Annotated in this window: 13 protein-coding genes; 5 read left to right on the top strand and 8 right to left on the bottom strand. The window is 64.3% G+C overall.

Annotated elements, in window-relative coordinates; translation table 11 throughout:
- Window positions 1-156: 156 nt before the first annotated feature.
- The 7 genes from EC912_RS12910 to pilG all read right to left on the bottom strand — a co-directional run bounded on the left by EC912_RS12910 (window position 157) and on the right by pilG (window position 11,970).
- Window positions 157-654, bottom strand: a complete 498-nt coding sequence (locus EC912_RS12910) for a chemotaxis protein CheW (protein ID WP_132144639.1) — start codon at window positions 652-654, stop codon at window positions 157-159.
- Entirely contained in the window at window positions 651-2,348 is a 1,698-nt protein-coding gene (locus EC912_RS12905; RefSeq protein ID WP_132144637.1) for a chemotaxis protein CheB, read from the bottom strand. Before EC912_RS12905 ends, EC912_RS12910 begins: the two co-directional genes overlap by 4 nt.
- Window positions 2,341-8,328, bottom strand: a complete 5,988-nt coding sequence (locus EC912_RS12900) for an Hpt domain-containing protein (RefSeq protein WP_132144635.1) — start codon at window positions 8,326-8,328, stop codon at window positions 2,341-2,343. Before EC912_RS12900 ends, EC912_RS12905 begins: the two co-directional genes overlap by 8 nt.
- Before the next feature lie 145 nt (window positions 8,329-8,473).
- A complete protein-coding gene (locus tag EC912_RS12895; RefSeq protein ID WP_132144633.1) occupies window positions 8,474-10,507 on the bottom strand; it encodes a methyl-accepting chemotaxis protein in 2,034 nt (677 codons plus the stop codon).
- A 151-nt stretch (window positions 10,508-10,658) separates the two neighbouring features.
- Window positions 10,659-11,204 (bottom strand): chemotaxis protein CheW, encoded by a 546-nt coding sequence (locus tag EC912_RS12890; protein ID WP_132144631.1) that lies wholly within the window; start codon window positions 11,202-11,204, stop codon window positions 10,659-10,661.
- A gap of 7 nt (window positions 11,205-11,211) precedes the next feature.
- Window positions 11,212-11,583, bottom strand: a complete 372-nt coding sequence (locus EC912_RS12885; protein WP_132144629.1) for a response regulator — start codon at window positions 11,581-11,583, stop codon at window positions 11,212-11,214.
- Window positions 11,584-11,613: 30 nt separating this feature from the next.
- A complete protein-coding gene (gene pilG, locus EC912_RS12880) occupies window positions 11,614-11,970 on the bottom strand; it encodes a twitching motility response regulator PilG (RefSeq protein WP_132144704.1) in 357 nt (118 codons plus the stop codon).
- Window positions 11,971-12,325: 355 nt separating this feature from the next.
- Here pilG and gshB point away from each other — a divergent pair, with 355 nt between their 5' ends.
- Window positions 12,326-13,267: a glutathione synthase gene (gene gshB / locus EC912_RS12875; protein WP_132144627.1), complete on the top strand. Its 942-nt coding sequence runs from the start codon at window positions 12,326-12,328 to the stop codon at window positions 13,265-13,267.
- Window positions 13,264-14,124, top strand: a complete 861-nt coding sequence (locus EC912_RS12870) for an energy transducer TonB (RefSeq protein ID WP_132144625.1) — start codon at window positions 13,264-13,266, stop codon at window positions 14,122-14,124. The genes gshB and EC912_RS12870 overlap by 4 nt, the downstream gene beginning before the upstream one ends.
- Before the next feature lie 115 nt (window positions 14,125-14,239).
- On the opposite strand, the gene EC912_RS12865 is transcribed toward EC912_RS12870, so the two are convergent.
- Window positions 14,240-14,548 carry a hypothetical protein gene (locus EC912_RS12865; RefSeq protein ID WP_132144623.1) on the bottom strand — a complete coding sequence of 103 codons (309 nt, stop codon included), beginning with the start codon at window positions 14,546-14,548 and terminating at the stop codon, window positions 14,240-14,242.
- 102 nt (window positions 14,549-14,650) lie between these two features.
- On the opposite strand from EC912_RS12865, the gene EC912_RS12860 reads away from it, so the two are divergent.
- The 3 genes from EC912_RS12860 to EC912_RS12850 all read left to right on the top strand — a co-directional run bounded on the left by EC912_RS12860 (window position 14,651) and on the right by EC912_RS12850 (window position 16,659).
- Window positions 14,651-15,214: a YqgE/AlgH family protein gene (locus EC912_RS12860; RefSeq protein WP_132144621.1), complete on the top strand. Its 564-nt coding sequence runs from the start codon at window positions 14,651-14,653 to the stop codon at window positions 15,212-15,214.
- 7 nt (window positions 15,215-15,221) lie between these two features.
- On the top strand, window positions 15,222-15,641 hold the full coding sequence (gene ruvX, locus EC912_RS12855) for a Holliday junction resolvase RuvX (RefSeq protein ID WP_132144619.1): 420 nt from the start codon (window positions 15,222-15,224) through the stop codon (window positions 15,639-15,641).
- Window positions 15,642-15,732: 91 nt separating this feature from the next.
- Window positions 15,733-16,659, top strand: coding sequence for an aspartate carbamoyltransferase catalytic subunit (locus EC912_RS12850; RefSeq protein ID WP_132144617.1), 927 nt, complete (start codon window positions 15,733-15,735; stop codon window positions 16,657-16,659).
- Window positions 16,660-16,703 lie beyond the last annotated feature (44 nt).

Genomic DNA, 16,703 nt, shown 5'->3' with positions numbered 1-16,703 from the left:
TGCGGGCAGGAAGCCCGCTCACGAAGCCCCGCCAGTCCACCCGCGTCGCGCAGCGACCGCCCGACGTGGGCCCGGCGAGGGGGACGGCTGGTTCCCCCAACGCCACAACACACCGCGACGCTCTTCCAGCGAATAGCTGGTTAAAGCGTATCCGCATCACTCAGCGACGCGAATACCCTCATCGCCTTCAAGCCCAAGCAACCCCACAAGCGTCTCTTCCAACGCCTCGAGATCGGGAATAATCGCCGTATCGTCCCGCACCAGCACCTGCGCACGAACCCCGAACGGTAAATCGCTCCCGTCGTGCGTAGGCAAAATCAGTTCCGCATTCAACGTCGTCAAACGCGGAAATCCCTGCGTAAGTACGGCGATAAACGGAAGTCTGGGATGGTTCCCCAATGCTTTCAGCACGGCAACGCGAGACGCCGTCGGAACATCCTCGTCGCCTGCCTTGGCCAGATGCGCGAACGACACCAATGGCACCTGCCAGCCGCGATAACCGATCCGGCCCGGCAACCACTCCGGCGCATCGGCGACTGGCTCGGGCTTGGTAAGCGTAATGACTTCAGCCACCGCCGCATTCGGCAGCAACAGACGAACGCCGCCGCTGGGAATCAATACGCAGCGAATTTCGCGCGGTAACGGCTCGCTCATGAGAGTTCCTCGATCAGTTTCTTGACGAGCGCATCGACATCGCCCGTGAAGCCGGCGACGCGTTCCTCGCGAATGCCCGCAACCATCTGGCCCGCGGCATCGTCTTCGGGTGTTTCGATCCACACACGGCCGCCCCGGTCGTATACGGCCTGCGAGCCGGCTACCGCGTCATTGGCGTGGCCTGCGAACACAATGGCCAGCGCGTCCGGGCCGAAATCGGTGGCGAGCGCGCTGAAGATGCTGTCGATCGACGGTCCCTTCGCGCGCCGTCCATTGTCGTCGTCCTTTACGGAGACGGCACCGTCGCGACGGATCTGCACCAGCGATCCGCGCGGCGCCACGACGATATCGCCATGGTGTACAGCCATACCGTTCGTCGCGACGAACGACTTCCGGCCAGCCGTCGCCGAGAGACGCTCGACAAGCACGGCGGTATCGCCGTCGTGATGCTGCGCTACCAGGATCACGGCTGGAAGCCGGGCCGACATGCGGCCCAGGAAACGGCCAAGTGCCGCTTCGCCCTCGTTCGTGGCACCCAGCGCGACGACACGCCGCACGGCGCGGGAGCCGCCTTCGAGGAACATTTCGTGCGCGAAGTCGCCATCGGTACGCGGTGCCACGGCTTCTTCCATCGAGACCAGCTCGAGGCTGAGGCCGGGCTTCAGGTCGTGCGAACCGTCGTCGACGACGTCTTGCGCCAGATATTCCGCGGCGCTGATGGTCTCGATACCGAACTGGCCCGGATTGGTCGGCGCGGTTTTCTCGACGACGATAGTGTCGTGATCGATCAGGTCCCACTCGGGCGCCGGCGGCGGCACGAATTCAGTCGAACGCGATTCGATCTCGAGGGAGCCGACCGCGTCGGTCGAGGCAGCGGCCATGTCGTCCACGGCGGCCAGTTCGAACCGGCTCAGGTCGAATTCGTGTTCGACGGACGCGGACGCGGGTGCTGCCTCATCCACTACTTCGAAGTTCGACAGATCCAGAGACGCCAGCTCGGTCAGTTCGAGATCGGCGGACGGCACGGCGTCGAGGCTGTCGGAATCGAATGCGTGACCGTCGTTCTCGGCAAGCAGCGCTTCGAGCTCGGCGGCTAGCGTCGTTGCATCCGCATCGGTTTCGTTGCCCCGGGCCTCGTCGAGCGATGTGGAGAATTCCAGCTCGTCGAAATCTTCCTCGACTGTAGCCACCGGTTCGCTAGAGGATTCGGGCTCGTATACAAATTGATCGATGGATTCTGCAGACGCTTCGAACGCATCGGCGGCCACGGGCTCGTCGATGAGGGCATCGGGCAGTTCGACGGCGGCGAGTCGCGGCTCGATCGCGCGTGCGTCAGCGGGACGCGGCGGATCCACCGGTGCTTCGCCAACGAGTTTGGCGGCGAGATGGCGCGCCCAGCGCGCTCGGTCCCAGCCGGCAAGACGACGCGAGGAATCCGCGTCGTTGAACACCAGACGCGGATGGTCGCCGTCAATGGCGTCGTAGAGACGGTCCAGGTCGGCATCGGACGGATTGTCCAGATCGACGACGACCACGTCGGCCGACGAACCGACCAGCTCGGCCGGGGCGAACGACTTCAGGTCGGATGCGTAGACGATGCTCGCACCGAGCTCGATGAGTGCTTCGCGAAGATGCGTGCTAAGGCTCGCATCGTCGAACAGCAGTGCGACCGCCGATGGCTGGCGCTCAGCCATGGGTCACTCTCAGCACGTCGTTGATCTGCACGATGAGATCGCTCTCCTGGTATGGCTTGCCGATGTAACGGTCGACACCGATATCGAACGCGCGCTGGCGATGCTTATCGCCGGTACGCGAGGTGATCATGATGATCGGTACGTCGCGCAGGCGACTGTCGGCCTTCATGTGCGTCGCGAGTTCGTAGCCATCCATCCGCGGCATCTCGATGTCGAGCAGCATCAGGTCCGGTACGCGTTCGTTGAGCTTTTCGAGCGCGTCGACACCATCCTTCGCGGTGGTGACTTCGAACTCGTTGCGTTCCAGCACGCGGCCAGTGACTTTGCGCATCGTGATCGAATCGTCGACCACCATGACCAGCGGCTTGGTCCGGATTTCGTCCTGCGCGTGCCCGAGGGCAGCTATACCCGCTTCTACCTCGAACGCGCGGCGTGCAAGGCCGTGACGCACCAGCGGAGCGAGATCCAGAATCATCAGCACCGAGCCGTCGCCCATGATCGTCGCACCGAGGATACCCGGCACCGAACTGACCTGCGGGCCGACCGGCTTGACGACGATTTCGCGCGAACCGATCACGGCGTCGATACGGATGGCGCCGCGCAGTTCGCCGCTTCGGGTGAGAAGCAGCGGCAGTTGCGCTTCGTCGGGCGCATGGACGACGTTCACGCCGAGTAGTTGCGCAAGGTCGTGAATGGCGTAGTTCTCGCCGGCATAGCTGAACTGCGGATCTTCGGACGCCACGCGCTCGGCGAGGTCTTCCGGAGAAATGCGTGCCACACCCTGCACCGACGTCATCGGAATCGCGAAGTTCGATTCGCCGATGCGCACGATGATGGCCTGGGTTACGGCCAGCGTGAACGGCAGGCGCAGTACGAAGGTAGTTCCGACACCGCGCTGGGATTCGATCCCCAATGTGCCACCGAGCTGCTTGATTTCGTTCGCCACGACGTCCATGCCGACGCCGCGACCGGCCACCTGGGTGATTTTCTCCGCGGTGGAGAAACCCGGAACCTGCGTCAGCGCGAATAGCTGGTCGTCGGAGATACGTGCGTCGGCGCGCAGCAGTCCGCGGTCGATAGCCTTGCTGCGGATCGCGTCGCGATCCATGCCCGCGCCGTCGTCGCTGAGGCGAACGACGACTTCGGTGGCTTCGCGTGCGACCTGGATGCGGACCGTGCCTTCGGCGGGCTTACCGGCCCGCTCGCGCTCGGCGGGCGATTCGATACCGTGTGCGACTGCGTTGCGCAGCATGTGTTCGAACGGCGCCTTGATACGATCGAGCAGGTTGCGATCCATTTCGCCGTGCGCGCCTTCGACCTGCAGCTGGGCGCGTTTGTCGAGATCCTGCGCGGCCTGCCGCAGCGTACGGCGGAGGTTGGGCACCATGGCGTCGAACGGCAGCATGCGAGTCTGCATCAGACCGTCCTGCAGTTCCGCGTTGACGCGCTGCTGCTGGAGCAGCAACGTTTCGGACTGACGGGTCAGGTCGTCGAGGATCGTCTGAATCGACACGAGATCGGAAACCGACTCGGCGAGTGCGCGCGAGTACTGCTGCAGCTGCGAGAAACGATCGAGTTCGAGCGGATCGAACGTCGACAGACCGGTTTCGCGATGCTCCTGGTGGTAGCGCGCGATGATCTGCGTTTCCGTTTCGATTTCCAGCATGCGCAGCTGGCTGCGCAGGCGGCTGACCGTCTGTTCGTGCTCGGTCAGCGTCGAACGGAAGCTGGCGATCTGCTGTTCCAGACGCGAGCGGTAAATCGACACCTCGCCCGCGTGGTTCACCAGCGTATCGAGCATATCCGCGCGAACGCGGATCTGCTCCTGCGGCGAACGCTGGACTTCTTCTTCCTCGAATTCCGGAAGCAGCTCGGGCATATCGCGCATGACCGGCGCGGGACGCGCGGCCTCGCGTTCGTCGCGGAAGCTTTCCAGCGTATCGGTATCGGGTGCGATCGGCGCACCGGCAAGGCGCGCGAACGGTTCGATATCTTCGTCGGTCAACGCGATGGGATGGCCGAGCGCAATCTTCTGGACCAGGCCATGCAACTTGTCGAAGCCGACTTCGGTCGCCTCGATCGCGGCACGGTCCGGCTCGCGCTGTCCGCCGGCAACGGCGTCCAGCAGCGCTTCCATCGCATGGGACAGATCGCCGACCGGCGCCATGCCGGCCATGCGTGCACTGCCCTTCAGCGTATGCAGGTCGCGCTGAAGACCGGCGACATGTTCGGGCTGGTCGGGTTCGACACGCCACTGGGCGAGTACGCCGTCGGCGTGATCGAGGATCTCGCGGCCCTCTTCCACGAAGACTTCCAGCAGATCGGGATCGATATTCGCGTACGGCGAAACCTCGGGCACGAGAGCTGCGACCGGCTCTTCGACGACGGGTGCCGCGGCGACAAATGCCTCGACAGCCGGTACTTCGACGGCAGGTTCTTCTTCCGCGATGTGCTCGTCGGCAGGCAGCGCTTCGGACACGTCGACCAGCGAAGCGTCGGCGACGAGATGTTCCTCGTACGGCGTTTCGTCAACCACTTCGTCGAGCGATTCGTCGTAACGCGGCGTTTCGCCATCGTGCGACATCGGCTGCGCGAGCGTCGCCGGTTCGTCCGTCGCCTCTTCGGCCACGCCAGGCTTGTCGACCGCAAGGTCGCCGACAAGCGCCTTCCACGCGGCGTCTTCGTCGGCGTCGTATTTTTCGATGCTCTTGATCGGCTCGGGGCTCGCGTCGACTTCGAATTTCTCGAATGCCGCCAGCAGTTCGGCGGTGAGATCCTCGTTCGTCGAAACGGGCGCCAGCGGTACCGATTCGATATCGGGAATGTCATCGTCCGCGTCCGCGACCGACTCGGTCAGCGGTGCGAATTCGTCGTCCGGCTCGTCGACGAGCCATTCGTCGTCGACCACCGGCTGCACTTCGTCGATCCGCACGGCTTCCGTGGCCGGCCCGGCGAACCGGGTGTCCTCTTCCTCGTCGTCCAACGGAACAGGATCGGGCTCGTAAAGCACATGCGCTACGGTGGCTTCGGGCTGTTCGTCGCGCAACGCGGCGACACGCGAAGCCAGCGCCGACGCCTCGCCGTTCGGCACCACCGGGTTCGTCTCGTCGAACAACGTCATCACGTGATCGACCAGATCCGCCGCCTTGCCGAGCACTTCGACGCCGTCGGCACGCAGCGGCACGCCGCTGGCGCGAACGCGCTTGATCAGGCCTTCCAGCGGTGCCAGCACCTGGATCAGTACCGGAATATCGACCATGCCGATGGCGCCATGCAGCGTATGCACCGCACGCAGCAGGCCATCGTCGACCGGCAGTTCGCCGTTCTCGGTACGCGCGAGATTGGCGCGGATGGTCTGCTGGTACTGCGCGACTTCCGTGCGCAGGATATCCAGCAGCACCGCATCGACCGGCGGCAGCGCCGGAGCGGCATAGGTGTCGTCCGCGAACGAAAGCAGCTCGGCCGCCTCGTCCGTCGTGGTACCGGCAATGGAGGCAAACGAACCGGTGGGAACCTCGGCGATCGTGTCGCGCGGAACGCGACGCTTCACCTTGGTACGCACCGTCTGCATCGAACTGCTGGCCACGTTCTCGACGTAGGCGCTTTCGCCCGCCGCTATTTTGTCGGCCGTTTCCATGATCGCCGCGATCGGCGCGGCCGGCGTCGTTTCGCCCTGCAGCGCGAGCTTCAGCTGCGGCAATGCGTCGATAGCGTGGCGCACCAGCGCCTGCACGCCGTCGTGCGGCAGGATCGTACCGTCCAGCACGCGGTTGAGCATGTTCTCCACTTTCCAGGAGAACTCGCCCAGGAGACGCGCGCCGACCAGGCGGCCCGAACCCTTCAGCGTATGGAACGAACGACGGATGGGGGTGAGCGCCTGAATCTGTTCCGGATCGGACATCCAGGCGGACTGCGCCGCGAGCAGGTTGCCGATTTCTTCCTCGGTTTCTTCAAGGAAGATGTCGCGAATTTCGTCGTCGATGCCGTCGACCGTGATCTGGAATCCGGCGAACTCGGCATTGCCGTCGCCACCGACTTCCTGCTCGACTTCTTCTTCGATCTCGACCCAGTCGCCCTCTTCCGACGCAACGGCAACGGCCGGCGCGACGGGTTCGTCTTCCACGGGCTCGTCGATGACGTCGAACGTATCGGCGAAGGTCGCGACCGTCTCGCCGTGGTCGGCGCTGCTCTCGGGCACCGCGATGTGTTCGACCGCCGTCTGTTCGATGGATTCGAGCTCGTCGCCCAATCCACGTACCTCGCGCTCCGCCGGCACCGGCCAATAGCCGAGGTCGGCAAGGCTCTGCTGCGTCACATCGAGAATGTGTTCGAGACCGCCACGATGCTCGCGTGCGGCCTCAAGGTAGTACTCCAGCGCCGCCAGCGAATCGGCCAGACGGTCCATCTGCGTGCTGGTCGGCACGCGGCGGTCGCCAAGCAGTTCGCGATGGATGAACAGGCCGATACCGCCAGCGAGATCCGCCGGGCGCGTGGCGTTCAGCATGCGCATGGCGCCGCCGATTTCCGCCATCAGTTCAGGCGTGCCATTCAGGTATTCGTGATTCCACGACGACTCGACGAAAGAAACGATCGCGTCCTTCACCTTGCCGGTATTCGCGGTCGCTTCGCGCATCAGCGTCGCGAGAATGTGCCGCGCTTCGCTGCGCGGCAGCGGGTGATGACCGCCTTCCGCGTCGATATGTTCTTCTTCGGCGCCGAGACGCTCGATGTGATCGTCCAGCGACGCTTCGACGTACAGCAGTGCGCCGGCGACATCCAGCAGCGATTCTTCGTCGGGCGTGCGCTGGTGCGTCGCGATTTCTTCGATGATGCGCCGCTGCTCGTTCACGACGCGGCGCGGTACCGACAGCGCCAGCATGCCGAGCGTGTCGCCTACCCGCTCGAGCACTTCGGCCTGCGGTCCAAGCTGCGCAGGGTCGCCATCCGGACGGCGCAGGAACAGGTCAAGCGCTTCTTTCACGCGCAGCAGATCGTCTTTGATCGCCGCGGAAACCGTATCCAGCAGCGCGCGGTTGTGACCGGACATCGATCCGCGCGCATGCTCCACTTCGGCCGCATCGGGAAGCAGGCCGTCGAGCCGATAGGTCTGGCGCAATTCGTCCAGACGTTCGCTGCCGGGCTTCGCCTGCGCAACGTAATAAAGAAGCTTGCGCGCCAGATCGTCGGCATCGCCGCTCTGCAACGCTTCTTCGCCGCCCTCGACGAGTTCGCGGATGCAACGGTCGACGCGACCGATCAGCTGGCGAACGTCGCCCGCATGGGCACGCAGCACGCCGCGCTCCAGACCTTCCAGCACACCGGCGGCAATCCACCACAGACGGCGGCCGGCGATCGTATAGCAACGCGCGGCCAGCGAATCGAGCGTGGCGCGCATGCCAAGCAACTGGCGATCGTTGCCCTGCCCCCGGAACCAGGCAAGCAACTGCTGCTGAAAACGGACGCGCAGGCCGGCAATTTCCGGCCGGTGCATTTCGGCAATGGACGGATCGGCGGCACCGGGTGCCGTCGCCGGCAGCATGGTGTCGAGATTCGGCGTGAACAGCGCGGATTCGTGCAGCGACTGTTCGCCGCGGCTCGCGCGCAGATCGTTGAGCAGCGGCAGCAATACGATGGGTACGTCGCGATGGCCGCTCTGCAGACGCTCGAGATAATCGGGCATCTGCATCATGCCGCGCATCAGCGCCGCATAAGCCTCGTCGCGCTGCGCGACACGCCCCTCGATGAGGGCGGCCACCAGCAGTTCCATTTCACCCACGACCATCGCGGCGCCGTACAGCTCGACCATGCGCAGTGTGCCGTGGACCTGATGCAGGTCGGCGGCGCAGGTGTGCATGACGAAGGTGTCGCGCGGGTCCTCCACATAGGACTCTAGCGCCTGGCGTGCCTTGGCCAGGGCGTCGTCCAGCTCGGCCTTGACCCAGTGCAGCGTGGTGAAATCGGTATGGTCTTGAAGTCTCATCGAACGCATCCAGAAGGTGCGAGGCGCCGGTTGAACCGGCTTGCGAGCCGCTCGCCGCGTGAGCGCAATCGCGGACACGCGCGGTCGTGGGCACCGTGCCCATTCGCGCGATCGTCCGGCAGGTAACGCTGCACGCTGTTCACGTTCATCCCGGGAGTTTGAAGTTCGCGACGGACAGGCGCAGATCGTTCGCGAGCTGCGCCAGGTTTCCGATCGATTCGGCGGTCTGGCTGGCACCCAGCGAAGTCTGCGACGTAATTTCCTGAATCACGTTCATCGTCGCCGACGTATCCGTCGCCGCCGCCGACTGCAGTCGTGCCGCGCTGGAGATGTTCTGAATCAGCGCCGCCAGATCGTTCGACACGCGCTCGATATCGCCCAGTGCCGTACCCGCGTCTTCCGCCAGTCGCGCACCGGCGACCACTTCGGCGGTGGTCTGCTCCATGGAGCTGACCGCCTCGTTGGTATCGGACTGAATCGTCTGGACCAGCGTTTCGATTCGCTTCGTCGCGCTCGCGGAGCGTTCCGCGAGGCGCTGCACTTCGTCCGCGACGACCGCGAAACCGCGACCCGCTTCACCGGCCGACGCGGCCTGGATCGCCGCGTTCAGAGCCAGGATGTTCGTCTGCTCGGCAATGTCGTTAATCAGTTCGACGATGGAGCCGATTTCCTGCGACGACTCACCCAGACGTTTAATTCGCTTCGAGGTTTCCTGAATCTGGTCACGGATGGAATCCATGCCCTGAATCGTTTCGCGCACCACTTCCGCGCCGCGCGATGCGATCTGCACCGAGCGCTGCGCGACGTCCGCGGATTCGGCCGAGTCTTTCGACACCGTATCCATCGAGGTCGCGATCTGGTTAATCGCGGAGGTGGCCGAGGTGATCTGCTGCGCCTGTTGCTCCGCCGCGTCGGCCAGATGCATAGCGGTCGCCTGGGTTTCCTGGGCGGCCGCGGACACGCGCACGGCGGTCTCGTTAATCGTGGTGACGAGGTTGCGCATCTCGTCGACCGCGGAGTTCATAGCGTCGGCGATGGCACCCGTGATGTCTTCGGTCACCGTCGCCTTGATGGTCAGGTCGCCTTCGGCCAGCGAACCCATCTCATCCAGCAACCGCATAATCGCGATCTGGTTACGCTGGTTGAGTTCGGACGTCGTCTCGAAGCGGCGACGCTGGTCGCGGACCAGGAAGAACACCAGGGTCAGCGCAAAGGCAACGGTTGCGATAGCGCCCAGCAGACCGGCCCACACATTGGGGAAGAGACGGGTCACCGGCAGTTTCGCGATCTGCTCCGCCGATTCGTTCGCGCGAAGAAGCACGGACTGGGAATCCAGGGATGCCTGGTTACCCGCGCGTTTCACGTCCTGAAGATTGGGCGAGGCGCTGACAAGCTGCGTCACCGGGTCCGTGAGATCGCTCCAGGAGGTCTGCATACCTTCCAGGATTTTGCGCGCATTGGCATCGCCGATGGCGCGTACGCCGCCTTCGGGATTGCCGTCCACGAGTCCTTTGAGGACAGAGCCGTACAACTGCGCATCGCGCGACAGGCCGTCGGCGGCGGGCTGGGCGGCGTCGCCACCCTGGAGAATCTCCTGCACGCGGCGGATCATACGATCGGACATGAGCATCCAGCGGGCGATCGCGAAGGTCTGTTCGACCGAGGCATTCTTCTGCTGGACGATGTTGAGCACTTCGTCGGCGCGCGCGTTGAGCAGGGGCATCTGCTTGGCGAACAGGTCCGCGCGCTCGCCGGAACTCAGCACGAGGTCCTTATTGCCAAGGATCTTGCCGATGTCGGCGTCCAGCTGGTTCCAGGCATTGGCCAGCGCGCCCACCGAGCGCCCCGCCTGCGTCACGTTATTGTCGGCGTACGCGGGCATGCCGGTTTTCACGTCGCCCTTGTTCAGGCGCGACACGGCCGAGTCGATAGTGTTCCGGGTGGCAGCCAGTTCGCGGTAAGAGTCGCGATTGCCGTCCGATGCCTCCAGCGCATATTTCGCAACCTGCTGCGAAAGCACCTGGATCTGCGTCGTAAGCGCAATAGCTTCGCGGTCCTCGCCGTTCTTGCTGTTCAACCACCAGAAGTCGACCGAAGCCAAACCGATGGAGAGAAGCAGAAATACGACGATGATCGTATAGCCGCCTTCCCTGCCTGCGCCCCCTGCTGTCGTGCTCATACTCACCTCACCCAAACCTGGCGGAGCCATCGCCGGCCCTTTCGGTCACCAGCGCGTTAGGGCGGTTTTGCCGCCCCTGCCTTTTCCCGTACGACGGCGTAACACCGTCGCTCCTGTACCGGAACACCTCGCGGCGTCCCGTTCCCCCACGCTACAGCGCGGCCTGCCTGAAATCCGGTGCACGTACCAGCCGGCTCATGCTGAACAGGCCAAACGCCTGTTCAGCCAACCGGACATTGCCTTCGACGAAACGCGCGAGGCGCGGATCGGTTTCTTCTTCCGAACTTCCGCGCTGCTCGTCGTCGATCGTGCGCTGACCGAATACCTCGTCGACCAGCAGCCCGACCGTCCCGCCGTGCTGCCGTACCAGCAGCAGACGCGTGCGCTCCGACGACGGCGTACGCTCGTCGAACAGAAAGCGTCCGAGGTCGATCGCCGGAATCAGGTTGCCGCGGACGTTCGCTACACCCATCAACCAGGCCTGCGTGCCCGGCACATGGGTCAGCGTCGGCACGGCGAGGAGTTCGTTGATTTCCTCGATGCCGCTGACGAAGCTGCGCCGCCCCACGCGAAAACCGATGCCGCGCCACAGACCCAGAGCCTCGATGCGCTCGGACGCTCCCGCCGAATGGGCGAGGCAGCGGCGTTCGTAGAGGGCAAGCAGTTCGAACGGCGAAAGTGCTGCGACTGCGCTCATGGCGACCTCAGTGGGCTTTCGGCAGCAGATTGTCGATGCATGCAAGGAGTTCCTTCTCGTTCACCGGCTTGGTGATGAAGGCTTTGGCTCCCTGACGCAGACCCCAGACGCGATCGGTTTCCATGGACTTGGTCGTGATCATTACCACCGGGACATCCGCGGTGGCGGGATCGCGACTGAGCGTGCGCGTGGCCTGGAAGCCATTCATGCCGGGCATGATGACGTCCATGATGACCAGATCCGGCTTGTGCACACGGATGCGCTCGATGCCGTCCTCGGCGTTGTCCACGCTGGACACGGAAAAACCCGCCTTTTCGAGCAGCGTGGTGAACACGCGTACGTCGGTGGGCGAGTCGTCGATGATTAGAATATTTGCCACGCGTCCCCCTAGACGTCGACAGCAGCGAACTTAAACGGCAGTCGCATATCGGTGGATCGCGCCGAGTAGCTCGTCGCGAGTAAAAGGTTTGGTCAGGTACTGCTCGGCGCCTACGATACGGCCCCGCGCCTTGTCGAACAGGCCGTCCTTGGACGACAGCATGATCACCGGCGTAGCCCTGAAGTGCGGATTATTCTTTATCAGCGCACATGTCTGATACCCGTCGAGCCGGGGCATCATGATGTCCACGAAGATGATGTGCGGTTTCTGGTCTGAAATCTTGGCTAGCGCCTCGAAACCGTCGACCGCCGTCAATACGTCGCACCCTTCCTTTTTGAGGAGGGTTTCTGCCGTACGTCGGATGGTTTTCGAGTCGTCTATGACCATGACCCGCAGTCCGGCCAGGTCGGTACCACGTCCGTTTTCGTTCACTACGCCCCCGTACCACCCAAGACTACAGTTCAAGGCCCACGATAACCCGGATGGTTCCGGTTAACCGTGCGCAAATCGACGACCGGGGCAAATAGCCACCCCGACGGCACGCTCTTCGGCGTTCCGCCTAGTGTCGCTGTTTAGCGGGTGGCCAGCATAACGTCAAGCTGAATTGTTCGTATTAGCCGGGAATCCCCTCGCCAAGAGGGTGTCGGCCGCCAACCCGAAAGGCTTTAGGCACCGCCCGTGGGCAGGACAGCTCGCGCGGCACTAAACTCCGCGCTTCGCCTTTGCAGGTCAGGAAGCCGTCATGCCCCTTTCCGTCGCCGTCCTCATGGACCCGATCCGTTCCATCAAGATCGCCAAGGACTCTACGTTCGCCATGCTGCTGGAAGCCCAGCGCCGCGGACATACCCTGTTTTACATGGAGCAGGGCGACCTGGCCCTGCGTGGAGGCGACGCCTGGGCCAGGCTGCGTCCGCTCGCCGTCCGCGAGGACCCGGCGAACTGGTACACGCTGGGCGAGGCCGCCTGGCGCCCACTGGGCGAGATCGATATCGCCCTCGCCCGCAAAGACCCGCCGGTCGACAGCCAGTTCGTCTACGACACCATGGTCCTCGAACGGGCCCAGCGCGCCGGCACGCGCGTGGTCAACGATCCGCGCTCCCTGCGCGACTGCAACGAGAAACTGTTCGCCCTGGATTTCCCCCAGTGCATCGCGCCGACGCTGGTTTCCCGCGATGCGGGCGAACTGAAGCGCTTCGTCGCCGAACATGGCGAGGCAGTGCTGAAGCCGCTGGACGGCATGGGCGGGCGCGGCATCTTCCGCGTACGCCATGGCGACAGCAACCTGAATTCCATGCTGGAAACCCTGCTCGACGGGGCGAAACATTTTGCGATCGCGCAGAAATACATCCCTGAGATCGTCAGCGGCGACAAGCGCATCCTGCTGATCGACGGCGAGCCGGTGCCCTACGCTCTGGCGCGCATCCCGCAGGGCGACGAATTCCGCGGCAATCTTGCGGCCGGCGGACGCGGCGAAGGCGTGCCGCTCAGCGAGCGCGATCGCTGGATCGCCGCCCAGGTGGCGCCCGAACTTCGCAAGCGTGGACTGCGTTTCGTGGGTCTCGACGTCATCGGCGACTACCTGACCGAGATCAACGTCACATCCCCGACATGCATCCGTGAACTCGACGCCCAGTTCGGCCTTAATATTGCCGGGCTGCTCTTCGACGCCATCGAGGCCCAATGACTTCCCGCCCCACCGGCGCCGACCTGATCGGCGCCACCCTGCTCTTTTCCCTGCTAGTGCACGGCGTGGTGGTCCTCGGCATCACGTTCGACTTCGACAAGCCGAAACCCAGCCTGCCGACGCTGGACGTCACCCTCGTGGACGTCGCCAACAGCGAAGCACCGGACAAAGCGGACTTCCTGGCGCAGGCGAATAACTCGGGCGGCGGCGACCGGGACAAGGCGGCGCGTCCGTCCGAGCCCGTGTCCGGCCCGTTGCCCACGCCCAACCGGGGCGTCGTCCCCACGCCGAAGGAAGCCTCGGCTCCGGCACCGCGCGAAGCCGCGGATGCCCAGCTGCTGACCACCAGCGGCGCCACCGGCTTCACGGTCGACACCCAGAAAGAGCGCACAACCCAGCGCGAACGCCCCGTGCCCGTTTCCGACGAGGAAGTGGAGCGCAAGCTCGAAATGGCGCGCCTCAGCGCCGAAGTGCGCGAGCAGTCGCAGGCGTATGCCAAGCGCCCGAAGAAGAAGTACATCTCTTCGAACACGCGCGAATACGTCTATGCCGCCTATATGAAGGGCTGGGTCGGCCGCGTGGAACGCGTGGGCAACCTCAACTATCCCGACGAGGCACGCCGGCAGGACATGCACGGAGAACTGGTGCTTACCGTTGGCCTGAACCGCGACGGCAGCATCAAGAGCATGGACGTCATCAAGAGTTCCGGGCACAAGCTGCTGGACGATGCCGCCCAGCGCATCGTGCGCCTTTCAGCCCCCTTCCCCAGCCTGCCGCCGGATAAGAGCAAGGTGGATGAGCTGTACATCACGCGTACGTGGCAGTTTTTGCCGGGGAATGTGTTGCGCAATTATTGAGGGGGGGGGATTCCCTCCCCTCACCGTTGCATCCCCCTCACCGTCATTCCGGCGTGCGCCGGAATGACGGTGAGGGGGAAAAAGCGCTGCGAAGCGATTCCTCGTAAAGCCTTCCTTACGGCAACAACTGATCCGCCTCGCTCACCGACGCCGTCCCCGTTTTCCTCTCGAACACGCAAAGCTCCCTGCCCGTTTTCCCCGCCATATGCTTCTGCGGATAGCGCCCTTCGAGCACCAGCGCGCTCACCGGGATACGGTCGTCGTAACGGATGATCCGCCCGACCGGCTTCACGTCGGCAAGGCCGCTGGCGGCCCGGCACGCCTTCTGGATGCGGGCGTCGTCGTCGGCCCACGCTTTTGGCGAGGAAGCATGTGCGCCGAGCGCCATGAACAGGGCCAGCGCGGGTAAGGCGTAACGCAGCATCTCGATCTCCTTTCGTGGATGAAGCTCTGGGAATAAACCCTACAAATATCTCGCTGAACCGCTTCGCACACACCCGTCACGGCGAGCGGCTACAATGCGGCCATGACGATCGCCAACACCTTCGCTGGGCAGTTTCTCATCGCCATGCCCACCCTCGCCGAACCTCCGTTCGCGCGCGGCGTCGCCTTTCTCTGCCAGCACGGGGAAGATGGCGCGGTCGGTCTGCTGATCAACCAGATATCCGAATACCGGCTGGGCGATGTCCTCGCGCAGATGAAGCTGACCTGCGACGATCCCGAAATCGCCGATTACCCCGTATTGATCGGCGGCCCCATCCAGCAGGAGCGCGGTTTCGTCCTGCATCGCGAGGTCGGTCACTGGGACTCCAGTTACCGCGTGAACGAAGAATGGTCGGTCACCACGTCGCGCGACATTCTGGTGGCGATAGCGGCGGGCGAAGGCCCGCGCCGCGCATTACTCACCCTGGGGTATGCCGGATGGGACGCGGGACAGCTCGAAAAGGAACTCATCGACAACGCATGGCTGACCACGCAGGCCCACGAACGCATCGTGTTCGATACGCCGCTCGAGGAACGCTGGATCGCGGCCGCGGGGCTCATGGGCGTCGATCCTTTCCAGCTCGCCGGCTACGCCGGTCACGCCTGACCGCACGATGAGCTCCCTGTTCGGTTTCGATGTCGGCACGAAAATCGTGGGTATCGCCGTGGGCAATCGCCTGACCGGCACCGCGCGCGGATTGGCCGCCGTTCCCGTTCGCGACGGCGAACCGGACTGGCAGGTTATCGACCGGCTTCGCGGCGAATGGCTTCCCGTCGAACTGGTCGTGGGGCTCCCGCTGGATATCGACGGCAAGGACCAGCCGATGACGCGCACCGCGCGCAAATTCGCCACGCGGATCGGCGAACGTTACGGGCTGCCGGTCGCCCTGGTGGACGAGCGCCACAGTTCCCAGGAAGCCGCCCGGCGTTTCGCCGCGGGCCGCGCCGCGGGACTGCGCAAACGGTCCGACGCACTGACCATCGACGCGGAGGCTGCGGCTGTCATTCTCGAAAGCTGGCTGGCACAGTCGTGATTGGACGCATGCCCCACCCTTCCGTTGTAGAAGCGTCCTTGAGCGCCCCTACAAATAACCCACTCCGTTCCCACCCTTATCCGAGGCTGTCATGTCCAACCGTCTGCGCCATCTGACCACGCTGGAGAACCTGCCGCGCGAGACGATCGAGCGACTGCTAGACCGCGCGGGAACGATGCGCGACGGCTGCGCCCATGGCACGCGCAAGCTCGACCTGCTGGCCGGACGCACCGTACTGAACCTGTTCTTCGAACCGTCGACGCGTACGCGCACATCGTTCGAACTGGCGGCACGGCGCCTCGGTGCCGACGTCATCAATTTCGACATCGGCTTCTCGTCGACCGCGAAGGGCGAAGAGCTTTTCGACACGTTGCACACGCTTGAAGCCATGCACATGGACGCCATCATCGTCCGGCACAAGGAATCGGGCACGCCCGAGTCGCTGGTCCGCCACGCCATGAGTGGCGTCGCCGTGATCAACGCCGGCGACGGCAATCGCGCGCACCCCACCCAGGGCCTGCTCGACGCGCTGACCATCCGCCAGCACCATCCCGATTTCAGCGATCTGATCGTCACCATCTGCGGCGACGTGAAGCATTCGCGCGTCGCCCGCTCCGATGTGCACGCGTTTTCGGCATTGGGTGCGAAGGAAATCCGCCTGTGCGGTCCGGCATCGCTGATGCCCGATCCGGCCGAGGTCCCGGGCTGCAAAATTTACGACAACTTCGACAGAGCCATCGAAGGGGCCCATGCGGTCATCATGCTGCGCCTTCAGAAAGAGCGCATGGCGGCGACCGACCTGCCGGACGAACAGGCCTACTTCACCCGTTACGGCCTGGACGGCGCGCGACTGAAGCGCGCGGCACCCGGATGCCTGGTCATGCACCCCGGCCCCATCAACCGGGGCATCGAGATCGCGACCGACGTCGCGGACGGTGCCCAGTCGCGCATTCTGGAACAGGTCGCCAACGGCGTATTCGTACGCATGGCGGTACTGGCGGAGGTCATGGGGCGCTAGCGCCCTCCGGCAGTGGATCCGTACAGGATGCGGGGCGATTCGGC

Origin of the sequence: Luteibacter rhizovicinus (assembly GCF_004342265.1) — a bacterium.
Taxonomy (GTDB): domain Bacteria; phylum Pseudomonadota; class Gammaproteobacteria; order Xanthomonadales; family Rhodanobacteraceae; genus Luteibacter; species Luteibacter rhizovicinus_B.
The sequence above is the reverse complement of the archived record's forward strand: the minus strand, read 5'-3'. Positions and strand labels throughout refer to the sequence as shown.